A 26,235-nucleotide genomic window follows, 5' to 3' on the forward strand; every position below is an offset into this window, starting at 1 on the left:
GAAGCCGGAGAACATCGCGAAGACGACGGTGCCGAAGACGACGTAGTGGAAGTGCGCCACCACGAAGTACGAGTCGGAGACGTGGAAGTCCATCGGCGGCGAGGCCAGGATGACACCGGTCAGACCACCGAAGGTGAAGGTGATGAGGAAGCCGGTGGCCCAGAGCATCGGTGTCTCGAAGCTCAGTGAGCCCTTCCACATGGTGCCGATCCAGTTGAAGAACTTCACACCGGTCGGGACCGCGATCAGGAAGGTCATGAAGGAGAAGAACGGCAGCAGCACACCGCCGGTGACGTACATGTGGTGGGCCCACACGGTCACCGACAGACCGGCGATCGAGATGGTCGCCGCGATCAGGCCCATGTAGCCGAACATCGGCTTGCGCGAGAACACTGGGATGACTTCGGAAATGATGCCGAAGAACGGCAGCGCGATGATGTACACCTCTGGATGGCCGAAGAACCAGAAGAGGTGTTGCCATAGCAAGGCCCCGCCATTGGCGGCGTCGAAGACATGGGCGCCGAACTTGCGGTCGGCCTCCAGCGCGAACAGGGCCGCGGCCAGGACCGGGAAGGCGAGCAGGACCAGGACACCGGTCAGCAGCACGTTCCACACGAAGATCGGCATGCGGAACATGGTCATGCCCGGTGCGCGCATGCAGATGATCGTGGTGATGAAGTTGACCGAGCCGAGGATGGTGCCGAAGCCGGACATGGCCAGACCCATGATCCACATATCGGCGCCGACGCCCGGCGAGCGGACCGCGTCCGACAGCGGGCTGTAGGCGAACCAGCCGAAGTCGGCCGCGCCCTGCGGGGTGATGAAGCCGCCCACCGCGATGAGCGAGCCGAACAGGTAGAGCCAGTAGGCGAACATGTTCAGCCGCGGGAACGCGACGTCGGGGGCGCCGATCTGCAGCGGCATGATCCAGTTCGCGAAGCCGGCGAACAGCGGCGTCGCGAACATCAGCAGCATGATCGTGCCGTGCATCGTGAACGCCTGGTTGAACTGCTCGTTCGACATGATCTGCAGGCCGGGGCGAGCGAGCTCGGCGCGCATGAGCAGCGCCATGACGCCGCCGATCAGGAAGAACGCGAACGACGTGACCAGATACAGCGTTCCGATGGTCTTGTGGTCGGTGGTCGTCAGCCACTTCACCACGACGTTGCCGGGCTGCTTGCGCCTGACCGGCAGCTCGTTCTCGTACGAGTCTGCAGCTGCCGCGGCACCCTGGGGTTCGTTGAGGATGCTCACAGGTTGTTCGTCTCCCGGTTCTTCTCGTGCGGCGTCTGCGCGATGCCGGCGGGGATGTAACCGGTCTGCCCCTTCTTGACGAGGTCCTTGAGGTGCTGCTCGTAACGATCCGGGGAGACGACCTTCACGTTGAACAGCATCCGAGAGTGGTCGACGCCGCAGAGCTCCGCGCACTTGCCCAGGAAGGTGCCCTGACGGTTCGGGGTCACCTGGAAGGCGTTGGTGTGGCCCGGGATGACGTCCTGCTTCATCAGGAACGGCACGACCCAGAAGGAGTGGATGACGTCACGCGAGGTCAGGACGAAGCGGACCGTCTTGCCCTCGGGGAGCCAGAGGGTCGGACCGGGGTTGCCGGTCTGCGGGTTCCGCGTGCCCGGCGTACCGACGTCGTAGACACCGCCGGCGTTCGCCGGGAAGTCCTTCTTGTACCGGTCCGGAATCGCGTTCAGTTCCGGAGAGGTCTTGGCGTCGCCGGTGGAACCGGGAACGTCCGTGACGTAGTTGAAGCCCCAGCTCCACTGGAAGCCGACCACGTTGACCGTGACGTCGGGCTTCTTGGAGAGGTCCAGGAGCTTCGTCTCGTCCCGGGCCGTGAAGTAGAACAGGACCGAGATGATGATGATCGGGACCACCGTGTACAGAGCCTCGATCGGCATGTTGTACCGGGTCTGCGGAGGAACCTCGATCTTGGTGCGGCTGCGCCGGTGGAACATGGCGCTCCACAGGATCAGGCCCCACACCAGCACGCCGACGGCGAGCGCGGCAGCCCAGGAGCCCTGCCACAGGGAGAGGATCCGCGGAGCCTCTTCCGTGGTCGGGGTGGGCATGCCAAGGCGGGGGAAGTCCTTGTATGTGCAACCGGTTGCGGTCGCCAGGACCAGGCCCGCGGTCATTGCCATCAGCAGCTTCCGCCGCATCGGGCGCCGCGGCGAGCGGTCGGAGCCGTTGGGACTCACGTAGCGCCTTCCCGAGAGTCTCGCCCGCGCGGTCGGCTGCGGCCTTCTCGCTGGTCGGTCGCCGCCCTGCGTCGGGCAGGGGTTTGGATGTTTATGCGGACCAAACCCTAGCCGACGCCCTCCGGGGGTTCGCGGGGAGGGGGGCATACGCGTCGCCGGGTCACTCTGGAGAGGGTCGAGGGTGCCTAATAGCTCGGCGGTTCCTGTGGTTTGGCGGCTGCGGCTCCATCGTGGCTCGTCGCGCCCAGGGGGCGGAGCCGCAGATGGACACGGTCCCGCGCCCCTTTGACACCCGCGGGCGTTCTAACGTTGGTCTATGGCCTACTTCGACGCCGCATCCACCGCTCCTCTTCACCCCGTTGCCCGTCAGGCGTTGTCGGCCTCCCTCGATGAGGGGTGGGCCGATCCCTCACGGCTGTATCGGGAAGGGCGGCGGGCGCGGCTGCTGCTCGACGCCGCTCGGGAGGCTGCCGCGGAGGCCGTCGGGTGCAGGCCCGACGAGTTGGTGTTCACGCCCTCCGGGACGCGTGCCGTGCACAGCGGCATCGCCGGGGCGTTGGCCGGGCGTCGTCGGAGTGGACGTCACCTGATCGTGTCGGCCGTCGAGCACTCCTCCGTACTCCATTCGGCGGAGGCGTTCGAGACGGACGGGGGATCGGTGACGCGGGTGCCGGTGTCGCGGGCGGGGGCGGTGAGCGTCGAGTCGTACGAGAGCGCGTTGCGGGCCGATACCGCGCTGGCCTGTCTGCAGTCGGCCAATCACGAGGTGGGGACCGAACAGCCGGTGGCCGCGGTGGCCGAGGTGTGCCGGGCGGCCGGGGTGCCCCTGCTGGTGGATGCGGCGCAGTCGCTGGGGTGGGGGCCGGTCGAGGGTGACTGGTCGCTGCTCGCGGCCAGTGCACACAAATGGGGCGGGCCGTCCGGGGTCGGGCTGCTGGTCGTACGGAAGGGGGTGCGGTTCGCGGTCCAAGGGCCCGCGGACGAGCGGGAGTCGGGGCGGGCGGCCGGGTTCGAGAACCTGCCGGCGATCGTGGCGGCGGCGGCCTCGCTGCGGGCGGTGCGGGCCGAGGCGGACCGGGAGGCGGTACGGCTGCGACAGCTGACGGAGCGGATCCGCGCGCGGGTACCGGAGTTGGTGCCGGACGTGGAGGTCGTGGGCGATCCGGAGCGGCGGCTCCCGGGGATCGTCACCTTCTCCTGTCTCTATGTCGACGGGGAGACATTGCTCCACGAGCTGGACCGGGAGGGTTTCTCCGTATCGTCCGGATCGTCCTGTACGAGCAGCACGCTGACGCCGAGCCATGTCCTGAAGGCGATGGGCGTGCTGAGCGAGGGAAACGTACGGGTGTCGTTGCCGCTGGGGACGTCCGCCGAGGACGTCGAACGGTTCCTGGACGTGCTGCCGGGCGCGGTGGCCGGCGTACGGGAGAAGCTGGGGGCGCCCACGCCCGAGACGGCCGTACGGAACGACGTCCTGGTCGTGAACGCCCTCGGCAAGCTCTGCCCGATCCCCGTCATCGAGCTGGCCAAGGTCATCGGCGACGTACCGGTGGGCGGCGCGGTGCGAGTCCTGTCGGACGACGAGGCGGCGCGGCTGGACATTCCGGCGTGGTGCGAGATGCGGGGGCAGGAGTACGTGGGGGAGGAGCCGGCGGAACGGGGGGCGGCGTACGTGGTACGCCGGGCGAGCTGAGAATTGCCGTCGGGGGCAGCGCCCCTTCGGGGGCGCTGCCGCCCGGCATGCGGCTCCGCCGCGCGGGCGCGACCAGCCCCCACGCACCCGCAGCCGAAATCAGGCCAGATGCTCCTGAACCTCGGCCGCCGCGTCATGCCCGTACGCCTTCGTGAACCGGTCCATGAAGTGCGCCCGCCGAAGCTGGTACTCCTGGGTGCCGACCGTCTCGATGACGAGCGTCGCGAGCATGCATCCCACCTGCGCCGCCCGCTCGTGGGACACCCCCCACGCAAGTCCCGACAGGAATCCGGCGCGGAATGCGTCACCGACACCCGTGGGGTCGGCCTTGCGCTCCTCCTCCGGGCAGCCGACCTCGATCGGGTCCTCGCCCGCCCGCTCGACGCGGACGCCGCGCGAGCCGAGCGTGGTGACGCGATGGCCGACCTTGCCGAGGATCTCCTCGTCGCTCCAGCCGGTCTTGGACTCGATGAGGCCCTTCTCGTACTCGTTGGAGAAGAGGTACGTCGCCCCGTCCAGTAGTATGCGGATCTCCTCGCCGTTCATCCGGGCGATCTGCTGGGAGAAGTCGGCGGCGAACGGAATGCGGCGGGATCGGCACTCCTCCGTGTGGCGGAGCATCGCCTCCGGGTCGTCGGCGCCGATCAGGACCAGGTCGAGGCCGCCCACGCGGTCAGCGACGGTCTTCAGCTCGATGAGGCGGGCCTCGCTCATCGCGCCGGTGTAGAAGGAGCCGATCTGGTTGTGGTCGGCGTCGGTCGTGACCACGAAGCGGGCGGTGTGCAGCGTCTCGGAGATACGGACGGACTTCGTGTCCACGCCGTGCCGGCCGAGCCACGACCGGTAGTCGTCGAAGTCGAAGCCGGCCGCGCCCACCAGGATGGGGCCGGTGCCGAGCTGGCCCATGCCGAAGGCGATGTTGGCGCCGACCCCTCCCCGGCGTACGTCGAGGTTGTCGACCAGGAACGACAGCGAGACCGTGTGCAGCTGGTCCGCGACGAGCTGGTCGGCGAAGCGACCGGGGAAGGTCATGAGGTGGTCGGTGGCGATGGAGCCGGTGACTGCGATGCGCACGGCGGGGACTCTCCTGGAGGGAGGGGGTTTGACAGTTCACGCTACCGGTTCCCGACGGGGCTCTGAAGGTTCCCGGCCTAGCTCCGAAGCCGACAAAACTACCCGATAGTAGATCTTTCGTCGCACGGCTCCCCGTGCTTACGGTTCCGGCATGACGAACCTCAAGGTCCATGCTCCCGCCCCGGCCGACCTCGAAGGCGACCTGGCGTCGCTGCGCGGGGACTGCGAGCAAATGGCTGCTCACTGGGCCGTTCCCGAGCATGTCGACGCCCGTCCCGTGCCCCCGTCACTCATCCACGGGGTGAGCGTCCCGGCGAAGTCGGCCCGGCTCCTGGACGCGATGTCGGACTACGGCGACTGACACCCTCGCGGGAACCGCGCGCTCCCCCGCCGCGTCCCAAGGCTGTCCCCCGTGGCGGGGAGGCGGGATACGACCCAGCGAGGAGCGATGCGGTGAACACCCCCGAGCGACCCGATCACCCGGACCACGCCGACGACGCGGGCGCGGGCGCTGCCGGGACCTCGGAAGAGGTCGGTGCCGCGGAAGAGAAGGGGCTCTCGGAGCCGGGGGCGGCGGCCGGAGCGGCGGGTGGCGACGTCCCGGAGGCGGCGACCGGAGCGGCGGGTGGCGACGTCCCGAGGGGCGCGGCAAGAGCACCCGCCGACGACGTCCCCGAGGCCTCTGACGAGCGCCCCGCGCGCCGCCGCACCCCCGTGATCGTCGCCTCGGTGGCCGCCGCCGTGCTGCTGGCCGGTGGTGGCGGTGCCTACCTCGCGGCGACGGCGGGCGGTGGCTCGGGGGGGCGTACGGAGGCGTCGGCAGGCGGTGGTGGCACTCCCCCGCCGCTGTCCCTGGACGGCTACGCGGCGGGTGGTTCCACCGGTGGTACGAACAACGGCATCGCGCCTGGGGAGCCCGATCCGTACGGCGTGACCTATCGGGCGAGCGGACCGTTGCCCGGCGGTCCCGGCTCGGCGGCCGTGTACCGGCCCGCGGGCGAGGTCACCCGGGACGAGGTCACCCGATTGGCCGACGCGCTCGGGGTGAAGGGGACGCCGGTGGCCGAGGGGCAGACCTGGCGGGTCGGGGGCAAGGACGGATTCGGGCCGAGCCTGCGGGTGAACCGGCAGGCACCGGGGAGCTGGACCTTCGAGCGGTACGCCCCCGGCACCGACAACTGCAAGAAGATCACCGTCTGCGCGCAGGACCCCGCCGACCCGGCCGCCGCCCCGGTGAGCGTGCCGGTCGCGAAGAAGGCGGCGGCGCCCGTGCTCAAGGCGCTGGGGCAGGACGACGCGAAGATCGACGCGAGCCAGGTCATGGGCGCCCGGCGGGTGGTCGACGCCGACCCGGTGGTGGGCGGGCTGCCGACGTACGGCTGGGCGACCGGTCTGACCGTGAGCCGACCGGGTGAAGTGGTCGGCGGCAGCGGGCTGTTGAAGGCACCGGTGAAGGGCGACACGTATCCCGTGCTGAGCGCGGAGAAGACGCTGGAGCTGATGAACGCGGCGCCGCGGACCGACCATCGGATGGGCATCGGGGGCTGCGCAAGTCCCGTACCGCTGAAGGACCGGCTCGAGCAGCCCTGCGGATCGTCCGCACCCGCGGCCGGCCCGGTGACCGTCGAGAAGGCGGTCTTCGGGCTGGCCTCGCACTCCGTGGCCGGGCGGCAGACGCTGGTGCCGTCGTGGCTGTTCGCGGTGCGGGGGCCGGGCGCGCAGGGCGCGTTCACGGTGACGTATCCGGCTCTCGATCCCCAGTACCTGGCCCCGGCGGCGACGCCGTCCGCCACCCCGACTCCGGCCCCGACCTCGGCTCCCACCACTCGGGACGTGCACGTCGACGGCTATACGGCCGAGGGCGACGAGCTGACCGTCAGCTTCATGGGCGGGGTGTGCGCCGACTACGGGGCATCGGCCCAGGAGGGCGCGGACCAGGTGAAGGTGACGGTGACCGAGACGCCCTGGCCGGACAAGGTGTGCATCCTCATCGCCAAGGAATACGTGCAGACCGTGCACCTGGACGAGCCGCTGGGCGCCCGGAAGGTGGTCGGCTCGGACGGGAAGGCGGTCCCGCAGCTGAAGCCCGGGGCGCGGCTGCCCGCGCCGCCCTCGATGGCCCGGTAGGTGCGCCGGACACGCGAAAGCGGCGGACCCCCCGTGAGGCCGCCGCCTTCGCGTTCAGTACCGTGCCGCTGGGCGGTCCGGCTCAGCTGAAGGAGTCACCGCAGGCGCAGGAGCCCGTCGCGTTCGGGTTGTCGATCGTGAAGCCCTGCTTCTCGATCGTGTCCACGAAGTCGATCGTGGCGCCGCCCAGGTACGGAGCGCTCATACGGTCGGTGACGACCTTGACCCCGCCGAAGTCCTTCTCCACGTCTCCGTCGAGGGCGCGCTCGTCGAAGAAGAGCTGGTAGCGCAGGCCGGAGCAGCCGCCGGGCTGGACGGCGACGCGAAGGGCGAGATCGTCGCGGCCTTCCTGGTCGAGCAGGGCCTTGACCTTGGACGCGGCGGCGTCGGTCAGGATGATGCCGTCGGTGACGGTGGTGGTCTCGTCCGATACGGACATCTACATCTCTCCCGGGTTGTACGGAGACTGCTTGCCGACGAGTGCAACCGGCGGATCCGCGGATTCATTCCGGGCCGGGCCGTCGCGTTGTGGCTTTTTGCTTCCGCCTTCATGCTCGCACATGGCCCCGGAGGGGGACAGCGCCCTGTGGACGAGCGCGTGGGCGCCCTCAGTCGCCGTTTCCGACCGGCCGGGACCCTCCTCCGGCCCGCTTCGGGATTCACGTCACATCGACGCTATCGGCATCGTCAATATGACGTGAAGCGGTTATCATAGATAGCGTCATTTCGACGAAAAGTAGCGCCGGTCCGAAGCTCGGGCCGGCGAGCCGCAGAACAGAAAGGGTGCGTGTCGTGACCACCGCCCAGACCCCGGAGCTCGACGTTCAGCCGACTCCCCTCGCCCTGCTGCTCCTCGGCCGGGAGGCCGACCCGAAGAGCGAGCGCGGCGTCGAATGTCCCGGTGACCTGCCTTCGCCGTCCGACCCCGACCTCGTGGCGCGTGCCCGCGCAGCCAAGGAGAAGCTCGGGAACAAGGTCTTCGTGCTCGGCCACCACTACCAGCGCGACGAGGTCATCCAGTTCGCCGATGTCACGGGCGACTCCTTCAAGCTGGCCCGGGACGCGGCGGCGCGGCCCGAGGCCGAGTACATCGTGTTCTGCGGTGTGCACTTCATGGCGGAGTCGGCGGACATCCTGACCTCCGACGACCAGAAGGTGGTCCTCCCCGACCTGGCAGCCGGTTGCTCGATGGCCGACATGGCCACGGCCGAGCAGGTCGCCGAGTGCTGGGACGTGCTGACCGAGGCGGGGGTGGCCGACCAGGTCGTACCCGTGTCGTACATGAACTCCTCGGCGGACATCAAGGCGTTCACCGGTAAGCACGGCGGCACGATCTGCACGTCGTCGAACGCGCAGCGGGCCCTGGAGTGGGCCTTCCAGCAGGGCCAGAAGGTGCTCTTCCTGCCGGACCAGCACCTCGGCCGGAACACCGCGGTGCGGGACATGGGGATGTCGCTGGAGGACTGCGTCGTCTACAACCCGCACAAGCCGAACGGGGGCCTCACGGCGGAGGAGCTGCGCGGCGCCAAGATGATCCTGTGGCGCGGGCACTGCTCGGTCCACGGCCGTTTCGGTCTCGACTCGGTGAACGAGGTGCGCGAGCGCATCCCGGGTGTGAACGTGCTCGTCCACCCGGAGTGCCGGCACGAGGTCGTCGCCGCCGCGGACTACGTCGGTTCGACCGAATACATCATCAAGACGCTGGAGGCCGCGCCGGCCGGCTCCAAGTGGGCCATCGGCACGGAGCTGAACCTGGTCCGCCGGCTGGCGAATCGTTTCGCGTCCGAGGGCAAGGAGATCGTGTTCCTCGACAGGACGGTCTGCTTCTGCTCGACGATGAACCGCATCGACCTGCCGCACCTGGTCTGGGCCCTGGAGTCGCTGGCCGAGGGCACCCTGGTCAACCGCATCGAGGTCGACCAGGAAACGGAGACATTCGCGAAGCTGGCACTGGAGCGGATGCTGGCGCTGCCGTAGCGGGTGGACGGGCCTCGGGCATGACGACGGCTCTGGGGCCCGTCACCTGGATTCGGACACCGACCGATCCCCGATCAGGCGAAGGCCAGGGCTGTACAGGCGCGCCGAGCGGCCGATCGCGACGGCCCGGACACGCGTCGGAGCTGCGCCTACGAGGACGATGCACCGAGCCCCCGGCCTCGTCCCTCGTCCGCGGCAGCAAGAAGCCTCACGGTCTCGTACTCGTCGTCCCGGTCGGCGTCCGGGACGTGTTCGTCGACTCGCTGAGGACGTAGTGCAACGACAACGGCCGGGCCCGTACGGCAAGTACGGGCCCGGCCGTCATGCCGTCACACCCCCACGGGCTCCCGCACCTCGGCCTCCTCGGCCCCGGCGGCAGCCGCCCGCTTGGCCGTCCGCTTCTTCGCTCGGCGCTCCTTGCGGAGCTCCAGCATCGCGTACAGCGTCGGGACCAGGAGCAGGGTCAGCAGGGTCGATGAGATCAGGCCGCCGATCACCACCACCGCGAGCGGCTGGGCGATGAAGCCGCCCTCGCCCGTGACGCCGAGTGCCATCGGGAGCAGGGCGAAGATCGTCGCCAGTGCCGTCATCAGGATGGGGCGCAGGCGGTGGCGGCCGCCCTCGATCACCGCTTCGACGACGCCGTGGCCCTGGCGCCGGTACTGGTTGATCAGGTCGATCAGGACGATCGCGTTCGTCACGACGATGCCGACCAGCATCAGCATGCCGATCATCGCCGGGACACCCAACGGGGTGCCCGTGACGACCAGCAGGCCGATCGCGCCGGTCGCCGCGAACGGGATCGAGACCAGCAGGATGAGGGGCTGCGCCAGGGAGCGGAACGTCGCCACCAGGAGCATGAACACGATCGCGATGGCCGCCAGCAGCGCCAGGCCCAGGTTCTTGAACGCGTCGCCCTGGTCCGAGGAGACGCCGCCGATCTCCGCCGTCGCGCCCGCCGGGAGCTTCAGCGCCTTGATCTTCGACTGGAGCTTGGTGCTCACCGCGCCGGTGTTGTCGCTGGTCGGCTTCGCGGTGATCGTCGCCGCGCGCTGACCGTCGATCCGGGTCATCGAGACCGGGCCGTCCACCAGCTTCACCGTGGCGATGTCACCCAGCCGGGCCGGGCCCACGCGGAGCTTCTCCAGCTGCTCCAGGGTGGTCGCGGGCTTGGCCGACTTGATCACGATGTCGCGCTCGGTGTCGTCCAGGATCGCCTTGCCGGACGTCGTACCGCGGACCGCCTGGGCCACCGCGGCGCCCAGCGTCTGGTCGTTGAAGCCGGCCTCGGCCGCCTTCGCGTTGGCCTTGACCGAGATGCGGGGCACGCTCTGCGACAGGTCGCTCGTCACGTCCGTGACGTGGTCCAGGCCGGCGACGGCCGAACGCACCTGCTCCGACGCCTTCTCCAGGGCCGCCGGGTCCGCCGCCTTGACGACGACGCTCAGGTCCTGGCTGCCGAAGCCGTCACCGGCCGAGATCGTGGTCGTACCGATGCCCTTGAGCTTCGCGAGACCGTCCTCGAGGTTCTGCTGCACCGCGTCGTACGACGCCGAGTCGTCCAGCATCACCTGGTACGACGCCTGGTTGGTGTCCGTGCCGCCGCCGAAGGCCGCCATGAAGCCGGACGAGCCGACGGTGACCTGGTAGTACTTGACGCCCTTCGTCGAGGCGAGCAGCTTCTCCACCCGGCGGGCCTGCGCGTCCGTGGCCGCAAGGCTGGTGCCGGGCTTCAACTCCTGCTTGACGGTGAGGACTTCCTGGTCGCCCTGGTCGAAGAAGTTCGTCTTGAGCAGGCCGCCCATGCCGAACGTGAGGACCAGCACGACGATCGCGATCAGCACGCTGGTGAGGCGGCGGCGCGTCGCGAAGCGCAGGATCGGGACGTAGGCGCGCTGGAGGCGGCTGCGCGCCTCCTTCTCCTCGGCCTTGCGGCGCGCCTCTTCCACGTCTTCGGGTGTTCCCTTGGGGGCGCGCAGGAACCAGTACGCCAGGACCGGCACCACGGTCAGCGACACGAGCAGGGACGCCAGCAGCGCCGCCGTCACCGTGATGCTGAAGGAGCCGAACAACGCGCCCACCAGGCCGCCGACCAGACCGATCGGCAGGAAGACGGCGACCGTGGTGAGCGTCGAGGCGGTCACCGCGCCGGCCACCTCACGGACCGCGCCGATGATCGCCGCCTGGCGCTCCTCGCCGTAGCCGAGGTGGCGCTTGATGTTCTCCAGGACCACGATCGAGTCGTCGACGACCCGGCCGATCGCGATGGTCAGCGCGCCCAGCGTCAGTACGTTCAGCGACAGGCCGCGCGTCCACAGGACGATCAGGGCCAGGACCACGGAGAGCGGGATCGAGACCGCCGTCACCAGCGTCGAGCGGACCGACGCCAGGAACACCAGGATGACCAGGACCGCGAAGAGCAGGCCGAGCGCGCCCTCGGTGGTCAGGCCCTTGATGGACTTCGAGACCGCCGGGCCCTGGTCGCTGACGACGGTGATCGTCGCGCCGGAACCGAGGTCCTCGCGCAGCGAGGGCAGCTTGTCCTTGACCGCGTTGGAGATCGAGACCGCGCTGCCGTCGTGGTCCGTGGTGACGTTGACGGCGAGGCTCGGGCGGCCGCCGGTGCGGGTGATGGAGTCGGCCGGGGCCGGCTGCTCCTTCACCGTGGCGACGGAACCGAGACGCACCGCCTTGCCGCCCGCCTCGCCGGTGACCATCAGGTCCTGAATCTGCTTCAGCGAGGTGAACCCGCCGCCGACCTGGACAGTGCGGTTGGCGCCGTCCTCGTCGAAGGAGCCGGCCGGGACGGTCGCGCCGCCCGCCTGCAGGGCCTGACCGAGGGCGGCGGGGGTCAGGCCGGCCTTCGCCAGCTTCGCGTCGTTCGGCGTGACGGCTACCTGGAGGTCCCGTACACCCGTGACCTGCACCCGGCCGACGCCGTCGATGTCCTTCAGATCCGGTACGACCGTCTTGTCGAGCTGGTCGGCCAGGGCCTGCTGGTCCTTGTCCGAGGTGACGGCGAGCACGACGGTCGGTATGTCGTCGGTGGAACCGGAGATGACCTGCGGGTCCACGTCGTCCGGGAGCTGGGCGCGGGCCCGGTTGACGGCCTGCTGCACGTCGGTGACGAGCCGCTTGGTGTCGTTGCCGTAGTCGAAGGACGCCATGATCACGGCGTTGCCCTCACTGGCGGTGGAGGTGACACCGGTGACGCCGTCGACCGCCTCGAGGTTGTCCTCGATGGGCTCGACGACCTGCTTCTCGACGACGTCGGGGGACGCGCCCTGGTAGGGCGCGAGGACCGACACCAACGGCAGTTCGATGGTCGGCAGCAACTGCTGCTTGATCTGCGGTATCGCGATCGCCCCGAAGACGAGCGCGACGAGGGACATCAGCCCGATCAGGGACCGTTGCGCGAGGCTGAATCTGGACAGCCAGGACATGGGTCAGGGTCTCTCTTCTGTGAGCGGCAGAAGGGCACGGTGGGGCGCCCACCCCAACACCTTCGGCCATGTCCAGGGGCCGATCCGTAGCCCCCAGGTCCATTTCCTTGTGCGGCGTCTACTCCGGCCGCAGTACGCCCGGGTGGAGGTCAGTCCATCCGGGGACGTACCAGCCCGGACTCGTACGCGATCACGACGAGCTGGGCGCGGTCGCGTGCGCCGAGCTTGGCCATGGCCCGGTTGACGTGTGTCTTCACCGTCAGCGGGCTGACCTCGAGGCGCTCGGCGATCTCGTCGTTGGAATGGCCGCCCGCGACCTGGACGAGTACCTCGCGCTCCCGGCCGGTGAGTGTACCCAGCCGTTCGGAGCGGGCCGGGTCGCGGCCGTCGTCGGCCGCGTCGCCCTGGGCCAGGAAGCGGGCGATGAGGCCCTTGGTGGCCGTCGGGGAGAGCAGGGCCTCGCCGCCCGCGGCGACCCGGATGGCGCTCAGGAGTTCCTCGGGCTCGGAGCCCTTGCCGAGGAAGCCGGAGGCGCCGGCCCGCAGCGCCTGCACCACGTAGTCGTCGACCTCGAACGTCGTCAGTATGACCACACGGACCTGCGCGAGCGACGGGTCGGCGCTGATCAGCCGGGTGGCGGCGAGTCCGTCGGTGCCGGGCATCCGGATGTCCATGAGGACGACGTCGGCCCGCTGCTCCTTGGCCAGCCGCACGGCCTCCGCTCCGTCGGACGCCTCGCCCACCACCTCCATGTCGGACTCCGAGTCGACGAGCACACGGAACGCGCTGCGCAGCAGCGCCTGGTCGTCGGCGAGCAGGACACGGATGGTCATGCGGGGTCTCCCGTGGCGGTGAGGCGGGTGGCCGTGCGAGTGGTCCCGTGGCGGCCGGTGCGGATCGTCGTACGGGCTCGCCGCGACGCGGCGGTACGGCTCCTCACGCGCAGCGCCCCGTCACGGCCGCCGTACAGATCGTCACACCCGCTCCCCACTCGCGGCGGTGCGGGTCTTGACCGGCAGGATCGCATGGACGCGGAAGCCCCCGCCGTAGCGGGGACCGGTGGTGAGGGTGCCGCCGAGGGCGGTGACACGCTCCCGCATGCCCAGCAGGCCGTGCCCGCCGCCCGCCTGGGGGGCGTCGTCCACCCCCGGGCCGTCGTCGAGCACGGTCACCTCGACGTTCGGTCCGACGCGTACGACACTGACCTCGGCCTTGGCGTCCCGACCCGCGTGCTTCTGCACGTTGGTCAGGGCCTCCTGGATGATCCGGTAGGCGGCCAGGTCGACGGCGGCGGGCAGGGTGGTGCCCTGGTCGGCGCGGGCGACGTCGACGCGGAAGCCGGCGCTGCGGAAGGTGCCGGCGAGGTCCTCGAGGCGGCTGAGGCCGGGGGCCGGTTCGGTCGGGGCCTCGGGGTCGCCTGACTGGCGGAGCAGGCCGACGGTGGCGCGGAGTTCGTTGAGGGCGGAGCGGCTGGCCTCGCGGACGTGGGCGAGGGCCTCCTTGGCCTGGTCGGGGCGCCGGTCCATGACGTGCGCGGCGACGCCCGCCTGGACGTTGACCAGGGCGATGTGATGGGCGACGACGTCGTGCAGGTCGCGGGCGATGCGCAGGCGCTCCTCGGCGACGCGGCGGCGGGCCTCCTCCTCGCGGGTGCGCTCGGCCCGCTCGGCCCGCTCCCTGATGGCCTGTACGACGGCACGGCGGCTGCGCACGGCGTCCCCGGCGGTGGCGCCGATGCCGGTCCAGGCGAAGATGGCGAGGTTCTCCTGGGCGTACCAGGGCAGGGGTCCGGCGAGCATGGCGGCGCCGGTGAGCACGGTCATCGTGAGCAGGCCGACGCGCAGGGCGGTGGAGCGGTCGGTGATGGAGGCGACGGTGTAGAGCGCGATGACGGCGGAGATCGCGACCGGGGCGCGGGGGTCGCCGGTGACGACCTCGACGAGGGAGACCGTGCCGGTGACGGCGAGGACCGCCCTGGGGGCGCGGCGGCGGCGGACGAGGGCCGCGGCACCGATGGTGATGAGGAGCAGGCTGACGTGGTCCGGGGTGCGGACGCCCCAGGACACCCCGTTCTCCCCGTTGGGCTCGACGAAGGAGCCGACGACCATGCACACCAGCGCGCCCGCCGCGATGGCCGCGTCCAGCGCGAGGGGGTGCGCCTTCAGACGGCACCGGGCGCGTTCCAGAGTGCTCACGACATGCCACAGTACGGCGCCGCGGAGACGGCCGGAACGCCGCGGGGACCAGCTCACCCGGCGTCAGGTGTCGGACGCTGTTCGCGATCACGACGTGTACAGGTCGCTCCGTGTTGGACGGGCGTGCTCAGCCTTCTCGTCGGCGTCCGCGCCGCACCGGCCGGAGCCTCGTCGACGAAAGGCAGCCATCGTGCGCCCTCATTCCTCGCCCTCCGGCCGTGCGCTCTGGCCCGTCGCGGCCATCGCGCTGGTGTCGGTCGCGGGCCTGGTCTCCCCCGCGCAGGCAGCTGGTTACGGCACCCCCACCATCAAGCTCTCGGCCGCCTATCTGTCAGGCGCGGTGGGCAGCACCGGCGACCCGACCGTCACGGTGACCGTCGCCCAGAGCGGCGCCGACGTGTCCGCGCTGACCTTGACCGCGACCAAGAGCACCAAGACGTCGGTGGCCGCCACCACCGACGTCCAGGTCACCGGGACCGGCTCCGCCCGCACCCTCGCGGTGGCCGCGCACGCCCAGGGTTACGCCGACCTCACGTTGAAGGTGACCGGCCTCGGCGGCAAGACCGCCACGACGACGCTGCACTACGCCGCCTCGCCCGCCGTGCAGCACTCGGCCGACGCACGCTATCTGACCGGCGCCTCGGACGCCTCCGCCGCCGTGGACGTCGGTGACGGCTACGTCGTCGTCGCCAACGACGAGGACAACACCCTGCGCCTGTACGACGGGGCCGCCTCCGGCCCGCCGGTGAAGACCTGGGACCTCGACGGCAAGCTCGACGCCGACAAGGAGGTCGACATCGAGGGCGCGGCCCGCGTCGGCGACACGATCTACTGGACGGGCTCGCTCGGCAACAACAAGGACGGCGAGTACAAGGCCGACCGCAACACGGTGTTCACCACCACGGTCTCGGGCTCGGGCGCGTCCACCGCGCTGGCCTTCGGCACCGCCGGACACCGGCTGCGGGACGACCTGGTGGCGTGGGACGAGGCGAACGGCGACCGGTACGGCTTCGCGGACGCGGTCGCGGACGGGCAGATCCCGAAGCAGGTGGACGGCTTCAACGTCGAGGGCCTGGAGTTCGCGCCGGGCTCCACGACCACGGCGTACGTCGGCTTCCGGGCCCCGCTGGTGCCGCCGCAGTCGGGCGGCAAGGCGTTGATCGTCCCGGTCACGAACTACGACCAGGTCGCACGGGGCACCAAGGCCACCTTCGGCACGCCGATCGAGCTGAACCTGGGCGGACTGTCCATCCGCGACCTGCGCCGCAACGACTCGGGGCAGTTCCTGATCCTGGCCGGCTCCTGGGCGGCCGACGACAACAGCGACCCGTACGCCGTCTACTCCTGGGACGGCGTGGCCGGTCACCAGCCGGTGAAGGTACTAGACCTGCCGACGTCGGACGCGGGCGGCTGGGAGTCCATCGTGTCGGTGCCCTCGACGGACGTCTCCGGCGCACAGGTCCAGCTGATCACCGACGACGGTGACGCGGACCTGTACGGCGACGGCGGGCAGGCCAAGGACCTCGACCACCCGGAGTGGCAGAAGTCCCGCAGCACCTGGTTCCCCCTGCGCTGACCGGCCGGTCCCGGGCGGGCCGGCCCGCCGGTCAGCCCGGGATCAGTCCGTCCTCGCTGAGCAGCCTGCGGACCTCGTCCAGCGTCGCGTCAGGCGCCGGCAGGATGAGGTCCGAGGGCTCGAGAGCGTCGTCGGGCAGGGGCTCGCCCAGTTCACGGACCTTGTCCAGGAGGGCCTGGAGGGTGGCCCGGAAACCCGGGCCGTCGCCGCTCTGCATCTCGGACAGCAGCTCGTCGTCCAGCTTGTTGAGCTCGCCGAGGTGGCTGTCGGCCAGCCTCAGCTGCCCCTCCCCCATGATCCGTACGACCATGTCGGCCATCTCGCCCTCCAGGCGTTCGGCTACTGCTTGTCGAAGCGCGGGGTGTCCTGCGGCTGCTGGGACTGCTGCCCCTGGCCGGTGCCGCCCTCGATGGCCTGCTGCTGACCCGAGGTCCCTCCGGCCAGCTCCGCCTTCATGCGCTGGAGCTCCAGCTCTACATCCGTACCACCGGAGAGCCGGTCCAGCTCGGCCTGGATGTCGTCCTTGGCCATGCCGGACGGGTCGTCGAGGGCACCGGAGGCGAGCAGCTCGTCGATGGCGCCGGCCCGGGCCTGGAGCTGGGCGGTCTTGTCCTCGGCGCGCTGGATCGCGAGGCCGACGTCGCCCATCTCCTCGGAGATGCCGGAGAAGGCCTCGCCGATGCGGGTCTGGGCCTGGGCGGCGGTGTACGTGGCCTTGATCGTCTCCTTCTTCGTACGGAAGGCGTCGACCTTGGCCTGGAGGCGCTGGGCCGCCAGGGTGAGCTTCTCCTCCTCGCCCTGGAGAGTCGTGTGCTGCGTCTCGAGGTCCGTCACCTGCTGCTGGAGGGCGGCGCGGCGCGAGAGCGCCTCGCGGGCCAGGTCCTCCCGGCCCAGCGCGAGCGCCTTGCGGCCCTGGTCCTCCAGTTTGGTGGACTGCGACTGCAGCTGGTTGAGCTGGAGCTCCAGGCGCTTGCGGCTGGTCGCCACGTCGGCGACACCGCGGCGCACCTTCTGGAGCAGCTCCAGCTGCTTCTGGTACGAGTAATCGAGGGTCTCGCGCGGGTCCTCGGCCCTGTCCAGGGCCTTGTTCGCCTTCGCGCGGAAGATCATCCCCATACGCTTCATGACACCGCTCATGGGCTTCGCGCGCCCCCTTCTGACGGACTCCAGCTCACAGATCCTGCGACAGAACCCACAGTACGGGCCCTGCCTCCATTACCGCACTGTTCGGGGACCGATGCGCTCATCCCCAAGGACGACTGCGTACGATCCCGCTCCGGCGCAGGGAGTAGGTGGCTCCCGGGGTGCCGCCGGGTGAACCGTCTGCAACGTCCCCTCTGTCCCCCTACAGACGTCCGGTGTTGCCGGATCGTTCCCCACAGGGCTGGGGTCCAACCCCGGGCACCCCGTACCCTTGGGTTTTGTGTTCCGTAGCCGTGCCAAGGATGAGAAGGTCCCCGCCGACAAGGCGCCCGTGACCGACTCCAAGCAGACCCGTGACCCGCAGGCCCCCAAGGGCCGCCCCACGCCCAAGCGCAGTGAGGCCCAGTCCCAGCGCCGCAGCGTGGCCAACACGCAGCTGACGCGCAAGGACGCGGCCAAGCGGCAGCGTGACGAGCGCCGCACCCAGATGGAGCGCCAGCGCCAGGCGCTGGCGGGCGGTGACGAGCGGTATCTGCCGGCGCGGGACAAGGGTCCGGTGCGCAAGTTCGCCCGTGCCTGGGTCGACTCCCGCTTCAACGTCGCGGAGTTCTTCCTCCCGCTGGCCGTGGTGATCCTGATCCTGAGCGTGGTGCAGGTGCCCGCCCTGCAGAGCATCGCGCTGCTGCTGTGGCTGATCGTGATCGTCCTGATCGTGCTGGACTCGATCTTCTCGGGCTTCCGCCTCAAGAAGCGGCTCGCCGAGCGCTTCCCCGACCAGAACACCCGGGGCGCGGTCGCCTACGCCCTGATGCGCTCCCTGCAGATGCGTCGGCTCCGGCTGCCCAAGCCGCAGGTCAAGCGCGGAGAGCGGCCCTGAGCGCAGCTTCTTTCTCCGGGGACGCGGTGAACGCCTGGCTGAGCAGGCTGGGCGGGCTGCGTGATGTCGTACGACAGGAGCTGGTGGCCCGGCAGCTCGACGAGCAGATAGCCGGGCGGTTCCCGGTGGGGCAGCGGTTGCGGGTGCTCGACGTGGGGATGGGCCAGGGCACGCAGGCGCTGCGGCTGGCCCGCGCCGGGCACCAGGTGACCGGCGTCGAGCGGGACGCCACGATGGTCGCGGCGGCGCGGCAGGCGGTGGCCTCCGAACCGGAGGGGATCCGCGAGCGTGTGCGGATCGTGCAGGGGGACGGGCGGGACACGGGGGTCCACTTCCTGCCGGGCGGTTTCGACGTCGTGCTGTGCCACGGGGTGCTGATGTACGTCGAGGAGCCGGACGCCCTGCTGGCGGGGCTGGCCCGGATGCTCGCGCCGGGCGGACTGCTGTCGCTGCTGGTGCGCAACGGGGACGCGCTGGCGATGCGTTCCGGGTTGTCCGGCGACTGGACCACGGCGCTGGCCGCGTTCGACACCATGGCGTACCGCAACCGGCTGGGGCTGGATGTCCGCGCCGACCGGCTGTCCGCGGTGACGGCGACGCTGGCCGGGATCGGGGCGCCGTTGCACGCCTGGTACGGCGTGCGGGTCTTCACGGACACGGCGCCGGACGGGACGGATCTCCCCGGTGGGCCGGGTGAGCTGGAGACGCTGCTGGCCGCCGAGGAGCGGGCGGGGCGGACGGATCCGTATCGCGGGGTGGCGGCGCTGCTGCATCTGTGCGGCGTACGGGGCTGAGCCGCCCGGGGGCGATGGGCCGGTTCGGCACCGCCGGATCGCGCCGCCTCGGCTGGGCGCCGTTGCGGCGGATTCACGTCAGCGGGGCCGGATGGCGCGAGGCGCTGAGCGCTGTTGTGGCGGAGCCACGTCAGCAGGGGGGCTGATTCGGAGGCTCGTTCGGGTCAAGTCCGGGGGACGGAGTGTCACCGGGTCGGGAGACTCGGCGTATGGACGTCTTCCGTTGCCATGTTTCCCGGGCCGTCGGGCTGGTCGTCGTTCTCGTGTGTGCCGTGGCCGGGTGTACGGGCTCCGGTTCGCCGGGGCAGGATCCGAGCACCCGGGCCGAGGCCCAGGTGCCGCGGGCCAGTAACGAGCTGGAGAACGACTATCTGAAGGTGATCGCCAACGTGCTGCCGTCCGTCGTGCAGATCCAGGCCGGGCGGGATCTCGGGTCCGGGGTGGTGTACGACTCCCAGGGGCACATCGTCACCAACGCGCACGTGGTCGGGAACGAGAAGACCTTCAAGGTGACCACCGCCAACAGCGAGGAACCCCTCACCGCCCGCCTCGTCTACTCGTACCCGGCACAGGACCTCGCGGTGGTCAAGCTCGACCGCCTGCCCGAGGGGCTGGCGCCGGCCCGGTTCGCGGAGTCCAAGAAAGTGCAGGTCGGCCGGATCGTGCTGGCCATGGGCTCGCCGCTCGGGCTGTCGTCCAGCGTGACACAGGGCATCGTGTCGGCGACCGGACGGACCGTCAGCGAGGGCGGCCAGGGCGGAGGCACCGGCGCCACCATCGCGAACATGGTGCAGACCTCGGCGGCCATCAACCCGGGCAACAGCGGGGGCGCGCTGGTCGACCTGGACGGGCAGGTCATCGGCATTCCCACGCTCGCCGCGGCCGACCCCGACCTAGGCGGCACGGCGCCGGGCATCGGGTTCGCGATCCCGTCCTCGATGGTGAGGAGGATCGCCGACCAGATCGTCAAGGAGGGCCGGGTCACCAACTCGGGGCGGGCGGCGCTCGGCATCACGGGGCGGACCGTCGTCGACGCGAACTTCCAGCCCGCCGGGGTCGCCGTGGTCGAGGTGCACAGCGGCGGCGCGGCCGACAAGGCGGGCATCCGGCCGGGTGACGTCATCACCAAGGTCGGGAGCGCCGGGATCAGCACGATCACCTCGCTGGCCGAAGCGCTGGCCGTGGACCGGCCGGGGCAGCGGACGACGGTGACGTTCCAGCGCGACGGCGCCGAGCGGACGGTGGGCGTGACGCTGGGCGAGCAGTGAGCGGGCGGAAGGGGCGGCCCCGGCCGGGCCCGGGGGCCGCCCCCTTGCGTGCGGGTGCCGTTACGACTCGTCGGCGTGCAGGCTCATCGGGCCGTAGATCTCCGTGACGTCCTCGAACAGCCGCACCTGGTCGGCGCCGCCGGCGAGCAGGTCCTTCCAGTACTCACCGATCCAGGACTCGGCATCCCCCTGCGTGGTGAACTCCTCGGGCTGCACGGCGGGCTGGACCTCCGTCCCGTCGGCCTTCTCGAACCGCCACGTCCATGCCGTCATGTAGGGGCCTCCCAGGTGTGAGCGCGTCTGGATCGAAGCGTAGACGCTCCTCGGGCGGGGCCGGGAGAGGACTGAGGGCGCTTCAGACGCGCGGCACGTGCGAGAACACGGGAAAATCAGTTCCGTGGAAGTGACTTTGCTCGGCACCGGTGCCCCGGCGGGACTGCCTCGCCCCGACTGTCCCTGCGCGGTGTGCGCGACCGCGCTCGGCCCGGACGCGCGCGCGGCGACCGCGCTGCTCGTGGACGGGGCGGTGCTGCTCGACCTGACGCCCGGGGCGGCGTTCGCGGCCGCGCGGGCGGGCCGTTCGCTGGGCGGCGTACGGCAGGTACTGCTGTCGCATCCGCACGACGGACCGGCGGTGGAGGTGCCGGCCGGACTGCCGCAGCCCGTACGGGTGCCGGACGGGCGGGAGTTGACGCTGCTGACGGGGCATCGGGTTCGGGCGCTGGCGATGGACGCGGGCGGCACCGGATACGCGGTGACCGGGCCGGACGGGCAGCGGTTGCTGTATCTGCCGCCGGGGAGCGCGCCGGCCGGTCTGGAGGAGGGGACCGACGGGGCGTACGACATGGTGCTCACCGATGTCGTGGGGCGGCCGGACGCGCTGGCGAAGCTGCGGGCTGTGGGCGCGGTCGGGCCGGCCACGGACGTGATCGCCGTCCACCTCGACCACGGCGTGCCGCCGGGCGCGGAGCTCAGGCGGCGGCTGGCGGCGGCCGGGGCGCGTGCGGTGCCGGACGGGACGACGCTGGTGGTGGGCGCGTACGAGGAGGTGCCGGACGTGCCGCGCCGGACGCTGGTGCTGGGCGGCGCGCGGTCGGGGAAGTCGGTGGAGGCCGAGCGGCGCCTGGAGGCGTTCCCGGACGTGCTGTACGTGGCGACGGGGGGCGCTCGCGACGGCGACTCCGAGTGGGCGGAGCGGGTGGCGGTCCACCGGGAGCGGCGGCCGGGGTCGTGGCGTACCAAGGAGACCTGCGATCTGGTGCCGTTGCTGGCACAGGACGGGCCGCCGGTGCTGATCGACTGTCTGTCGCTGTGGCTGACGGACGCGATGGACTCCGTCGGGGCGTGGGACGACGCGGAGTGGTCGTCCGGCGGGGAGCACGCGTTGCGGGAGCGGGTGCGGGAGCTGACGTCGGCGCTGCGCGCCACCCGGCGGACCGTCGTCGCCGTCTCGAACGAGGTCGGCTCGGGCATCGTGCCCGCGACGGCGTCCGGACGCCGGTACCGGGACGAGTTGGGCCGGCTGAACGCGGCGTTCGCGCACGAGTGCGAGCACGTGCTGCTGGTGGTCGCCGGGCAGGCGCTGGTGTTGCGCGGCTGACCAGTGCTGTGGCCGGCAAACCTTCCCGGCCACAGCACTAGTCGAGCGCCTTGCGGGCGATGACGCGGTACGCGTTGGAGAAGCGGGTGCGGCGGAACACGGGCGCCAGGACGTGGTCCAGGGCCGCCGCCAGCACCGGCAGCGGCGCGGCCGCCCGCAGCAGGGGCTTCGGCAGGACGTGGGTGAGCGCCAGGGAGAGGGCCGCCGCGAGATCGTCGGGGGTGTGCGGGGCACGGCGGTCCGTGGTGACGATCGTGCAGCCCCGGGACTCCAGTTCCGCGCGGAGGTTGCCCAAGGGCATGAGGTGCAGATGGCGGGGCTGGCCGTGCGGGTGCCACCACTTGCCGAGCAGGGTGCCGAACGCGCTGCCGGGGTCGGCGACTTCGAGCAGGAGGTGGCCGCCGGGGCGCAGGACGCCGAGTGCGGCGCGGAGTTCCTCGCGCGGGTCGGGGGTGTGTTCCAGGTGGTGGAACATGCTGACCACGTCGTAGCGGGCGCGCAGGCGTACGGCGATGCGCGGATCGGTCAGCCGGCCGGTGTACGCCTCCTCGATCCGGCCCGCCGCACGGGCCTGCTGGACGCGGGGCGTGGGGTCGAGACCGTCGAACGACGTGTACGTGAACAGTTGACGCGCCGCCTCCGGGAAGCGGGCGTGGCCCGTGCCGACGTCCAGCCAGCTCTCCGGCTCGGCGAAACCGGGACACACGAGCATGGCCCGCGCCGCGGCGCGGTGGCGGCGGGCGGAACGGACGCGCTCGGCGAAGGGCTGCGGGGGTGCGTCCCGCAGGTCGCGATGGTGCCGGGCCAGGCCCTCCGCGGTGAGACGGGGGTTCTGGAAGGCGTGGGCGCAGTCCTGGCACTCGTCCACGACGAAGGTCCCGGGTGTACGGCGCCGCAGGTCGGGGGCGCGGAGCCGGGTGCGCAGCCGTCTGGAGCCGCACCAGGGACAGTCCTCGCGGCGTGGTTCGTGCACGGGTGCGGTGGCCCGGGGGGCGGGGGGCGTGGTCGGCTCCGGCGGCATGGGTGACTCCCGGTCGTAGGACAATCCTCACCGATCCTCGGCAATGCGCGGCAATCATTAGCAATCCGCCGCAAACGGAAGGTAGGGGATGGCGATCTTGGCTGCCAAGACGCCGTGCGGGTGGGGTGCCGACGTGGCGACCGGGAGTTCGCCCGCTGCCGGTACTGTTCGGCGAATGAGCTCGCTTAATCTCGACGACTTCACCGATCTGATCGAGCGCCCCGACGGGGGCGTGCGCCGTGACGCCGAGGCGCGCCGGGAACGTCTGGTCGTACCGCCCGGGTCCCTGGGGCGCCTCGACGACCTGGGTGAGTGGCTGACCGCGGCACAGGGCGTGGTACCGGTACGCCCCGTCGAACGGCCGCGGGTCGTGCTCTTCGCCGGCGACCACGGGATCGCCGAACTGGGCGTCTCCGCGCGGCCCGCGGGCAGTGCCGAACTGCTCGTGCGGGCGGTCCTGGAGGGCGGCAGTCCGGTGGCGGTCCTCGCGCGGCGGCTCGGGGTGCCGGTGCGGGTGGTGGACATGGCGCTGGACTGCGAACCGGAGGCGTTCCCGGCCGATGTCGTACGGCACCGGGTGCGGCGCGGCAGCGGTCGTATCGACGTCGAGGACGCGCTGACCCTGGACGAGGCCGAGGCGGCCTTCCGGGCGGGTGTCGCGGTGGCCGACGAGGAGGCCGACTCCGGTACGGATCTGGTGGTCCTCGGGGATGTGAGCGTGGGCGGGACGACGGCGGCTGCCGTGCTCGTCGCCGCGCTGTGCGGGACCGACGCGTCGGTGGTGACCGGCCGGGGCGGCCTCGCGATCGACGATCTGGCGTGGATGCGCAAGTGCGCCGCGATCCGGGACGCGCTGCGGCGGGCGCGGCCGGTACTCGGGGACCAGTTGCAGTTGCTGGCGACCGTGGGCGGGGCCGACCTCGCGGCGATGACCGGCTTCCTGCTGCAAGCGGCCGTCCGGAAGCTGCCGGTGGTGCTGGACGGCGTGGTGTCCTCGGCGTGCGCGCTGGTCGGGCAGCGGATCGCGTTCCGGGCGCCGGACTGGTGGCTGGCCGGGCACGACAGCGGGGAACCGGGGCAGGCGAAGGCGCTGGACCGGATGGCACTGGAGCCACTGCTGGACCAGGGCGTGAAGGTGGGCGAGGGGGTCGGGGCGTTGCTCGCTCTGCCGTTGGTCCAGGCCGCGGCGTCTCTCACAGCGGAACTTCCCGAGGATCCTGCGCTTTCGGAAGAGGCGGAACTCCCCGAGAAGCCGGGGCTTTCGGAGGAGGCGGGGCTTTCCGACGAGGCGGAGGAGAAGGAGTAGTCGGTGACGGCGAGTTCGGCACCGCCGGACTGCGCCGTCCCGGTCGAGTGCTGTCGCGGCGGATTCGAGGGGGCGACGGGGCAGAGGGGACGTCAGCAATAACCAGGGACAGGTGAATTGCGGGCATATGATCCCTTTTCATGAGATATGCCCGAATTGCCACTGAACGGGGAGCCGGAGACGGGCCGTCGGGCGGCGCGGCCGGTGCTCGCGCCGCCGCCTTCGCCGTCTGGTACTTGCGGGGCGTCGCCTTCGTCAACTTCCTCAGTGCCGTGTGGGTGTCCCTCGGGCAGGACGTACGACGGCACAATCAGGAGAACTTCTTCACGCCGTACCTGCTGACCGCCGGCTTCGCCTCCGGTGTGTTCACCGCGTTCCTCGCCATCACCATGCGCCGCCGCAAGCGCGCCGCCTGGATCCTGAATCTGGTGCTCGGCGGAGCGTTCCTCGCGCTGTTCGCCGTGGCCATGGTTTTCCCGGAGATCCGGCGGTACGCCCAGAACTGGATCTCCCTGGGCCTCACGGCCGCCTTCGTCGCCGCGCTGCTCGTCGGGCGGCGCGCGTTCTATGCCAAGGGCGACCGGTCCAACCCGAGGCTCGCCGCCGGCGTCGCGGTCGGCGGCGGCCTCGGCGCCTCCCTGCTGGCCGCGCTCCTCGTGACGGTCACCAACCGATCGCCGGACGCCGGGAGTTCGACGTTCCCGGAGCGCTGGCACTACGGGACGCTGCGGCTGGTGTCGGTCGCCGCCGACGAGTCCCGGTTTCCCGGGATCTCCACGCCCAACTGGGTCAACGTCGTCGTCAACGTGCTCAGCACCGCCCTCGTCCTCGCCGTGCTGTACGCGGCCTTCCGCTCCCGGCGCGCCGTCGACCCGCTCACCGAGGACGACGAGAAGCGGCTGCGGGAACTGCTGGAGCGGCATGGCGAGCGGGACTCGCTCGGGTACTTCGCGCTGCGCAGGGAGAAGAGCGTGGTGTGGTCGCCGACCGGAAAGGCCGCGGTGGCGTACCGGGTCGTGGGCGGGGTCTCGCTGGCCTCCGGCGATCCGCTCGGCGACCCCGAGGCATGGCCCGGCGCGATCGTGCCGTGGCTCGCCGAGGCGCGGGCGCACGGGTGGATCCCGGCGGTGATGGGCGCGAGCGAGGAGGCCGGCACCGTGTACACGCGGCACGGCCTCGACGCGCTGGAACTCGGCGACGAGGCCCTGGTGGAGGTGGCCGAGTTCACGCTGGAGGGGCGGGCCATGCGCACCGTACGGCAGGCGCACAACCGCGTGCGGCGGGCCGGGTACACGGTGCGCGTCCGGCGCCACGAGGACGTGCCGGCCGACGAGATGGCGTATCTGATCGAGCGGGCGGACGACTGGCGGGACGGGGCCACCGAGCGCGGGTTCAGCATGGCGCTCGGGCGGCTCGGGGACCCGGGGGACGGGCGGTGCGTGATGCTCGAGTGCCGGGACGGGCAGGGCGAACTGAAGGCGCTGCTGTCGTTCGTGCCGTGGGGCCCGCACGGGCTGTCGCTCGACCTCATGCGGCGGGACCGGGACGCCGACAACGGGCTGATGGAGTTCATGGTCATCGAGTTGCTGCGGCGCTCCCGGGAGATCGGGATCACGCAGGTCTCGCTCAACTTCGCCATGTTCCGGTCCGTCTTCGAACGTGGCGCGCGCCTCGGTGCCGGTCCGGTGCTGCGGCTGTGGCGGTCACTGCTCAGCTTCTTCTCGCGCTGGTGGCAGATCGAGTCGCTGTACCGCGCCAACGCCAAGTACCGGCCCATCTGGGAGCCGCGGTTCCTGCTCTTCGAGAAGAGCGCGGACCTGCCGCGCATCGGCCTCGCCTCCGCGCGCGCGGAGGGGTTCCTGGGCACCCTGCCGTCGGGGCTGCCGAAGTGGCTGCACCGCAGACAGCTGAAGACACATCGATGAGGACCG

General features: G+C 71.1%; 22 protein-coding genes. 11 read left to right on the forward strand and 11 right to left on the reverse strand.

Annotated elements, in window-relative coordinates; genetic code table 11:
• Both IEZ19_RS33950 and ctaC read right to left on the reverse strand, forming a co-directional pair.
• The coding region (locus IEZ19_RS33950; protein WP_189315197.1) for a cytochrome c oxidase subunit I at positions 1-1,254 on the reverse strand (1,254 nt) is incomplete at its 3' end.
• Positions 1,251-2,210: an aa3-type cytochrome oxidase subunit II gene (gene ctaC, locus IEZ19_RS33955; protein ID WP_189315199.1), complete on the reverse strand. Its 960-nt coding sequence runs from the start codon at positions 2,208-2,210 to the stop codon at positions 1,251-1,253. The genes ctaC and IEZ19_RS33950, both read right to left, overlap by 4 nt.
• 316 nt (positions 2,211-2,526) lie before the next feature.
• Between ctaC and IEZ19_RS33960 the strand changes: the two genes are divergently transcribed.
• Positions 2,527-3,903, forward strand: coding sequence for a cysteine desulfurase/sulfurtransferase TusA family protein (locus IEZ19_RS33960; protein ID WP_189315201.1), 1,377 nt, complete (start codon positions 2,527-2,529; stop codon positions 3,901-3,903).
• Positions 3,904-4,002: 99 nt separating this feature from the next.
• Here IEZ19_RS33960 and IEZ19_RS33965 read toward each other — a convergent pair whose 3' ends face one another.
• Positions 4,003-4,977 carry a carbohydrate kinase family protein gene (locus tag IEZ19_RS33965; RefSeq protein ID WP_189315202.1) on the reverse strand — a complete coding sequence of 325 codons (975 nt, stop codon included), beginning with the start codon at positions 4,975-4,977 and terminating at the stop codon, positions 4,003-4,005.
• A gap of 151 nt (positions 4,978-5,128) precedes the next feature.
• Between IEZ19_RS33965 and IEZ19_RS33970 the strand changes: the two genes are divergently transcribed.
• Complete coding sequence (locus IEZ19_RS33970) at positions 5,129-5,338, forward strand: hypothetical protein (RefSeq protein ID WP_189315204.1); 210 nt, start codon at positions 5,129-5,131, stop codon at positions 5,336-5,338.
• Between the two features lie 92 nt (positions 5,339-5,430).
• A complete protein-coding gene (locus IEZ19_RS33975) occupies positions 5,431-7,104 on the forward strand; it encodes a hypothetical protein (protein WP_189315206.1) in 1,674 nt (557 codons plus the stop codon).
• Between the two features lie 82 nt (positions 7,105-7,186).
• Here IEZ19_RS33975 and IEZ19_RS33980 read toward each other — a convergent pair whose 3' ends face one another.
• The gene (locus IEZ19_RS33980; protein ID WP_189315208.1) at positions 7,187-7,543 is read right to left on the reverse strand and encodes a HesB/IscA family protein; all 357 of its coding nucleotides are present in this window, start codon (positions 7,541-7,543) and stop codon (positions 7,187-7,189) included.
• Positions 7,544-7,896: 353 nt separating this feature from the next.
• Between IEZ19_RS33980 and nadA the strand changes: the two genes are divergently transcribed.
• A complete protein-coding gene (gene nadA, locus IEZ19_RS33985; protein ID WP_189315210.1) occupies positions 7,897-9,081 on the forward strand; it encodes a quinolinate synthase NadA in 1,185 nt (394 codons plus the stop codon).
• 329 nt (positions 9,082-9,410) lie between these two features.
• Here the strand turns inward: nadA and IEZ19_RS33990 are convergent, their stop codons facing one another.
• The 3 genes from IEZ19_RS33990 to IEZ19_RS34000 all read right to left on the reverse strand — a co-directional run bounded on the left by IEZ19_RS33990 (position 9,411) and on the right by IEZ19_RS34000 (position 14,719).
• Positions 9,411-12,524 carry an efflux RND transporter permease subunit gene (locus tag IEZ19_RS33990; RefSeq protein WP_189315212.1) on the reverse strand — a complete coding sequence of 1,038 codons (3,114 nt, stop codon included), beginning with the start codon at positions 12,522-12,524 and terminating at the stop codon, positions 9,411-9,413.
• A 149-nt stretch (positions 12,525-12,673) separates the two neighbouring features.
• Positions 12,674-13,357 carry a response regulator gene (locus tag IEZ19_RS33995; protein ID WP_189315213.1) on the reverse strand — a complete coding sequence of 228 codons (684 nt, stop codon included), beginning with the start codon at positions 13,355-13,357 and terminating at the stop codon, positions 12,674-12,676.
• Positions 13,358-13,498: 141 nt separating this feature from the next.
• A complete protein-coding gene (locus IEZ19_RS34000; protein WP_189315215.1) occupies positions 13,499-14,719 on the reverse strand; it encodes a sensor histidine kinase in 1,221 nt (406 codons plus the stop codon).
• A gap of 190 nt (positions 14,720-14,909) precedes the next feature.
• Between IEZ19_RS34000 and IEZ19_RS34005 the strand changes: the two genes are divergently transcribed.
• Positions 14,910-16,295: a DUF3616 domain-containing protein gene (locus IEZ19_RS34005; RefSeq protein WP_373297099.1), complete on the forward strand. Its 1,386-nt coding sequence runs from the start codon at positions 14,910-14,912 to the stop codon at positions 16,293-16,295.
• A 31-nt stretch (positions 16,296-16,326) separates the two neighbouring features.
• Here the strand turns inward: IEZ19_RS34005 and pspAA are convergent, their stop codons facing one another.
• Positions 16,327-16,605: a PspA-associated protein PspAA gene (pspAA, locus tag IEZ19_RS34010; RefSeq protein WP_189315301.1), complete on the reverse strand. Its 279-nt coding sequence runs from the start codon at positions 16,603-16,605 to the stop codon at positions 16,327-16,329.
• Positions 16,606-16,634: 29 nt separating this feature from the next.
• Positions 16,635-17,420 carry a PspA/IM30 family protein gene (locus IEZ19_RS34015; RefSeq protein ID WP_229841162.1) on the reverse strand — a complete coding sequence of 262 codons (786 nt, stop codon included), beginning with the start codon at positions 17,418-17,420 and terminating at the stop codon, positions 16,635-16,637.
• A gap of 259 nt (positions 17,421-17,679) precedes the next feature.
• On the opposite strand from IEZ19_RS34015, the gene IEZ19_RS34020 reads away from it, so the two are divergent.
• The 3 genes from IEZ19_RS34020 (at position 17,680) to IEZ19_RS34030 (ending at position 20,377) form a co-directional block, all read left to right on the forward strand.
• A complete protein-coding gene (locus tag IEZ19_RS34020; protein WP_189315302.1) occupies positions 17,680-18,315 on the forward strand; it encodes a DUF3043 domain-containing protein in 636 nt (211 codons plus the stop codon).
• Positions 18,316-18,398: 83 nt separating this feature from the next.
• Positions 18,399-19,109 (forward strand): class I SAM-dependent methyltransferase, encoded by a 711-nt coding sequence (locus IEZ19_RS34025; RefSeq protein WP_189315303.1) that lies wholly within the window; start codon positions 18,399-18,401, stop codon positions 19,107-19,109.
• Between the two features lie 209 nt (positions 19,110-19,318).
• The gene (locus IEZ19_RS34030; protein ID WP_189315219.1) at positions 19,319-20,377 is read left to right on the forward strand and encodes a S1C family serine protease; all 1,059 of its coding nucleotides are present in this window, start codon (positions 19,319-19,321) and stop codon (positions 20,375-20,377) included.
• Positions 20,378-20,437: 60 nt separating this feature from the next.
• Here IEZ19_RS34030 and IEZ19_RS34035 read toward each other — a convergent pair whose 3' ends face one another.
• Positions 20,438-20,650: a hypothetical protein gene (locus IEZ19_RS34035; protein WP_189315221.1), complete on the reverse strand. Its 213-nt coding sequence runs from the start codon at positions 20,648-20,650 to the stop codon at positions 20,438-20,440.
• A 124-nt stretch (positions 20,651-20,774) separates the two neighbouring features.
• Here IEZ19_RS34035 and IEZ19_RS34040 point away from each other — a divergent pair, with 124 nt between their 5' ends.
• Complete coding sequence (locus tag IEZ19_RS34040; RefSeq protein WP_189315222.1) at positions 20,775-21,977, forward strand: bifunctional adenosylcobinamide kinase/adenosylcobinamide-phosphate guanylyltransferase; 1,203 nt, start codon at positions 20,775-20,777, stop codon at positions 21,975-21,977.
• A 37-nt stretch (positions 21,978-22,014) separates the two neighbouring features.
• Here the strand turns inward: IEZ19_RS34040 and IEZ19_RS34045 are convergent, their stop codons facing one another.
• A complete protein-coding gene (locus IEZ19_RS34045; protein ID WP_189315224.1) occupies positions 22,015-22,998 on the reverse strand; it encodes a class I SAM-dependent methyltransferase in 984 nt (327 codons plus the stop codon).
• 175 nt (positions 22,999-23,173) lie between these two features.
• On the opposite strand from IEZ19_RS34045, the gene cobT reads away from it, so the two are divergent.
• Complete coding sequence (gene cobT, locus IEZ19_RS34050) at positions 23,174-24,304, forward strand: nicotinate-nucleotide--dimethylbenzimidazole phosphoribosyltransferase (RefSeq protein WP_189315226.1); 1,131 nt, start codon at positions 23,174-23,176, stop codon at positions 24,302-24,304.
• 140 nt (positions 24,305-24,444) lie between these two features.
• Positions 24,445-26,229: a phosphatidylglycerol lysyltransferase domain-containing protein gene (locus IEZ19_RS34055; RefSeq protein WP_189315228.1), complete on the forward strand. Its 1,785-nt coding sequence runs from the start codon at positions 24,445-24,447 to the stop codon at positions 26,227-26,229.
• Positions 26,230-26,235 lie beyond the last annotated feature (6 nt).

It is taken from the genome of Streptomyces brasiliensis, from assembly GCF_014647875.1.
GTDB lineage: Bacteria > Actinomycetota > Actinomycetes > Streptomycetales > Streptomycetaceae > Streptomyces > Streptomyces brasiliensis.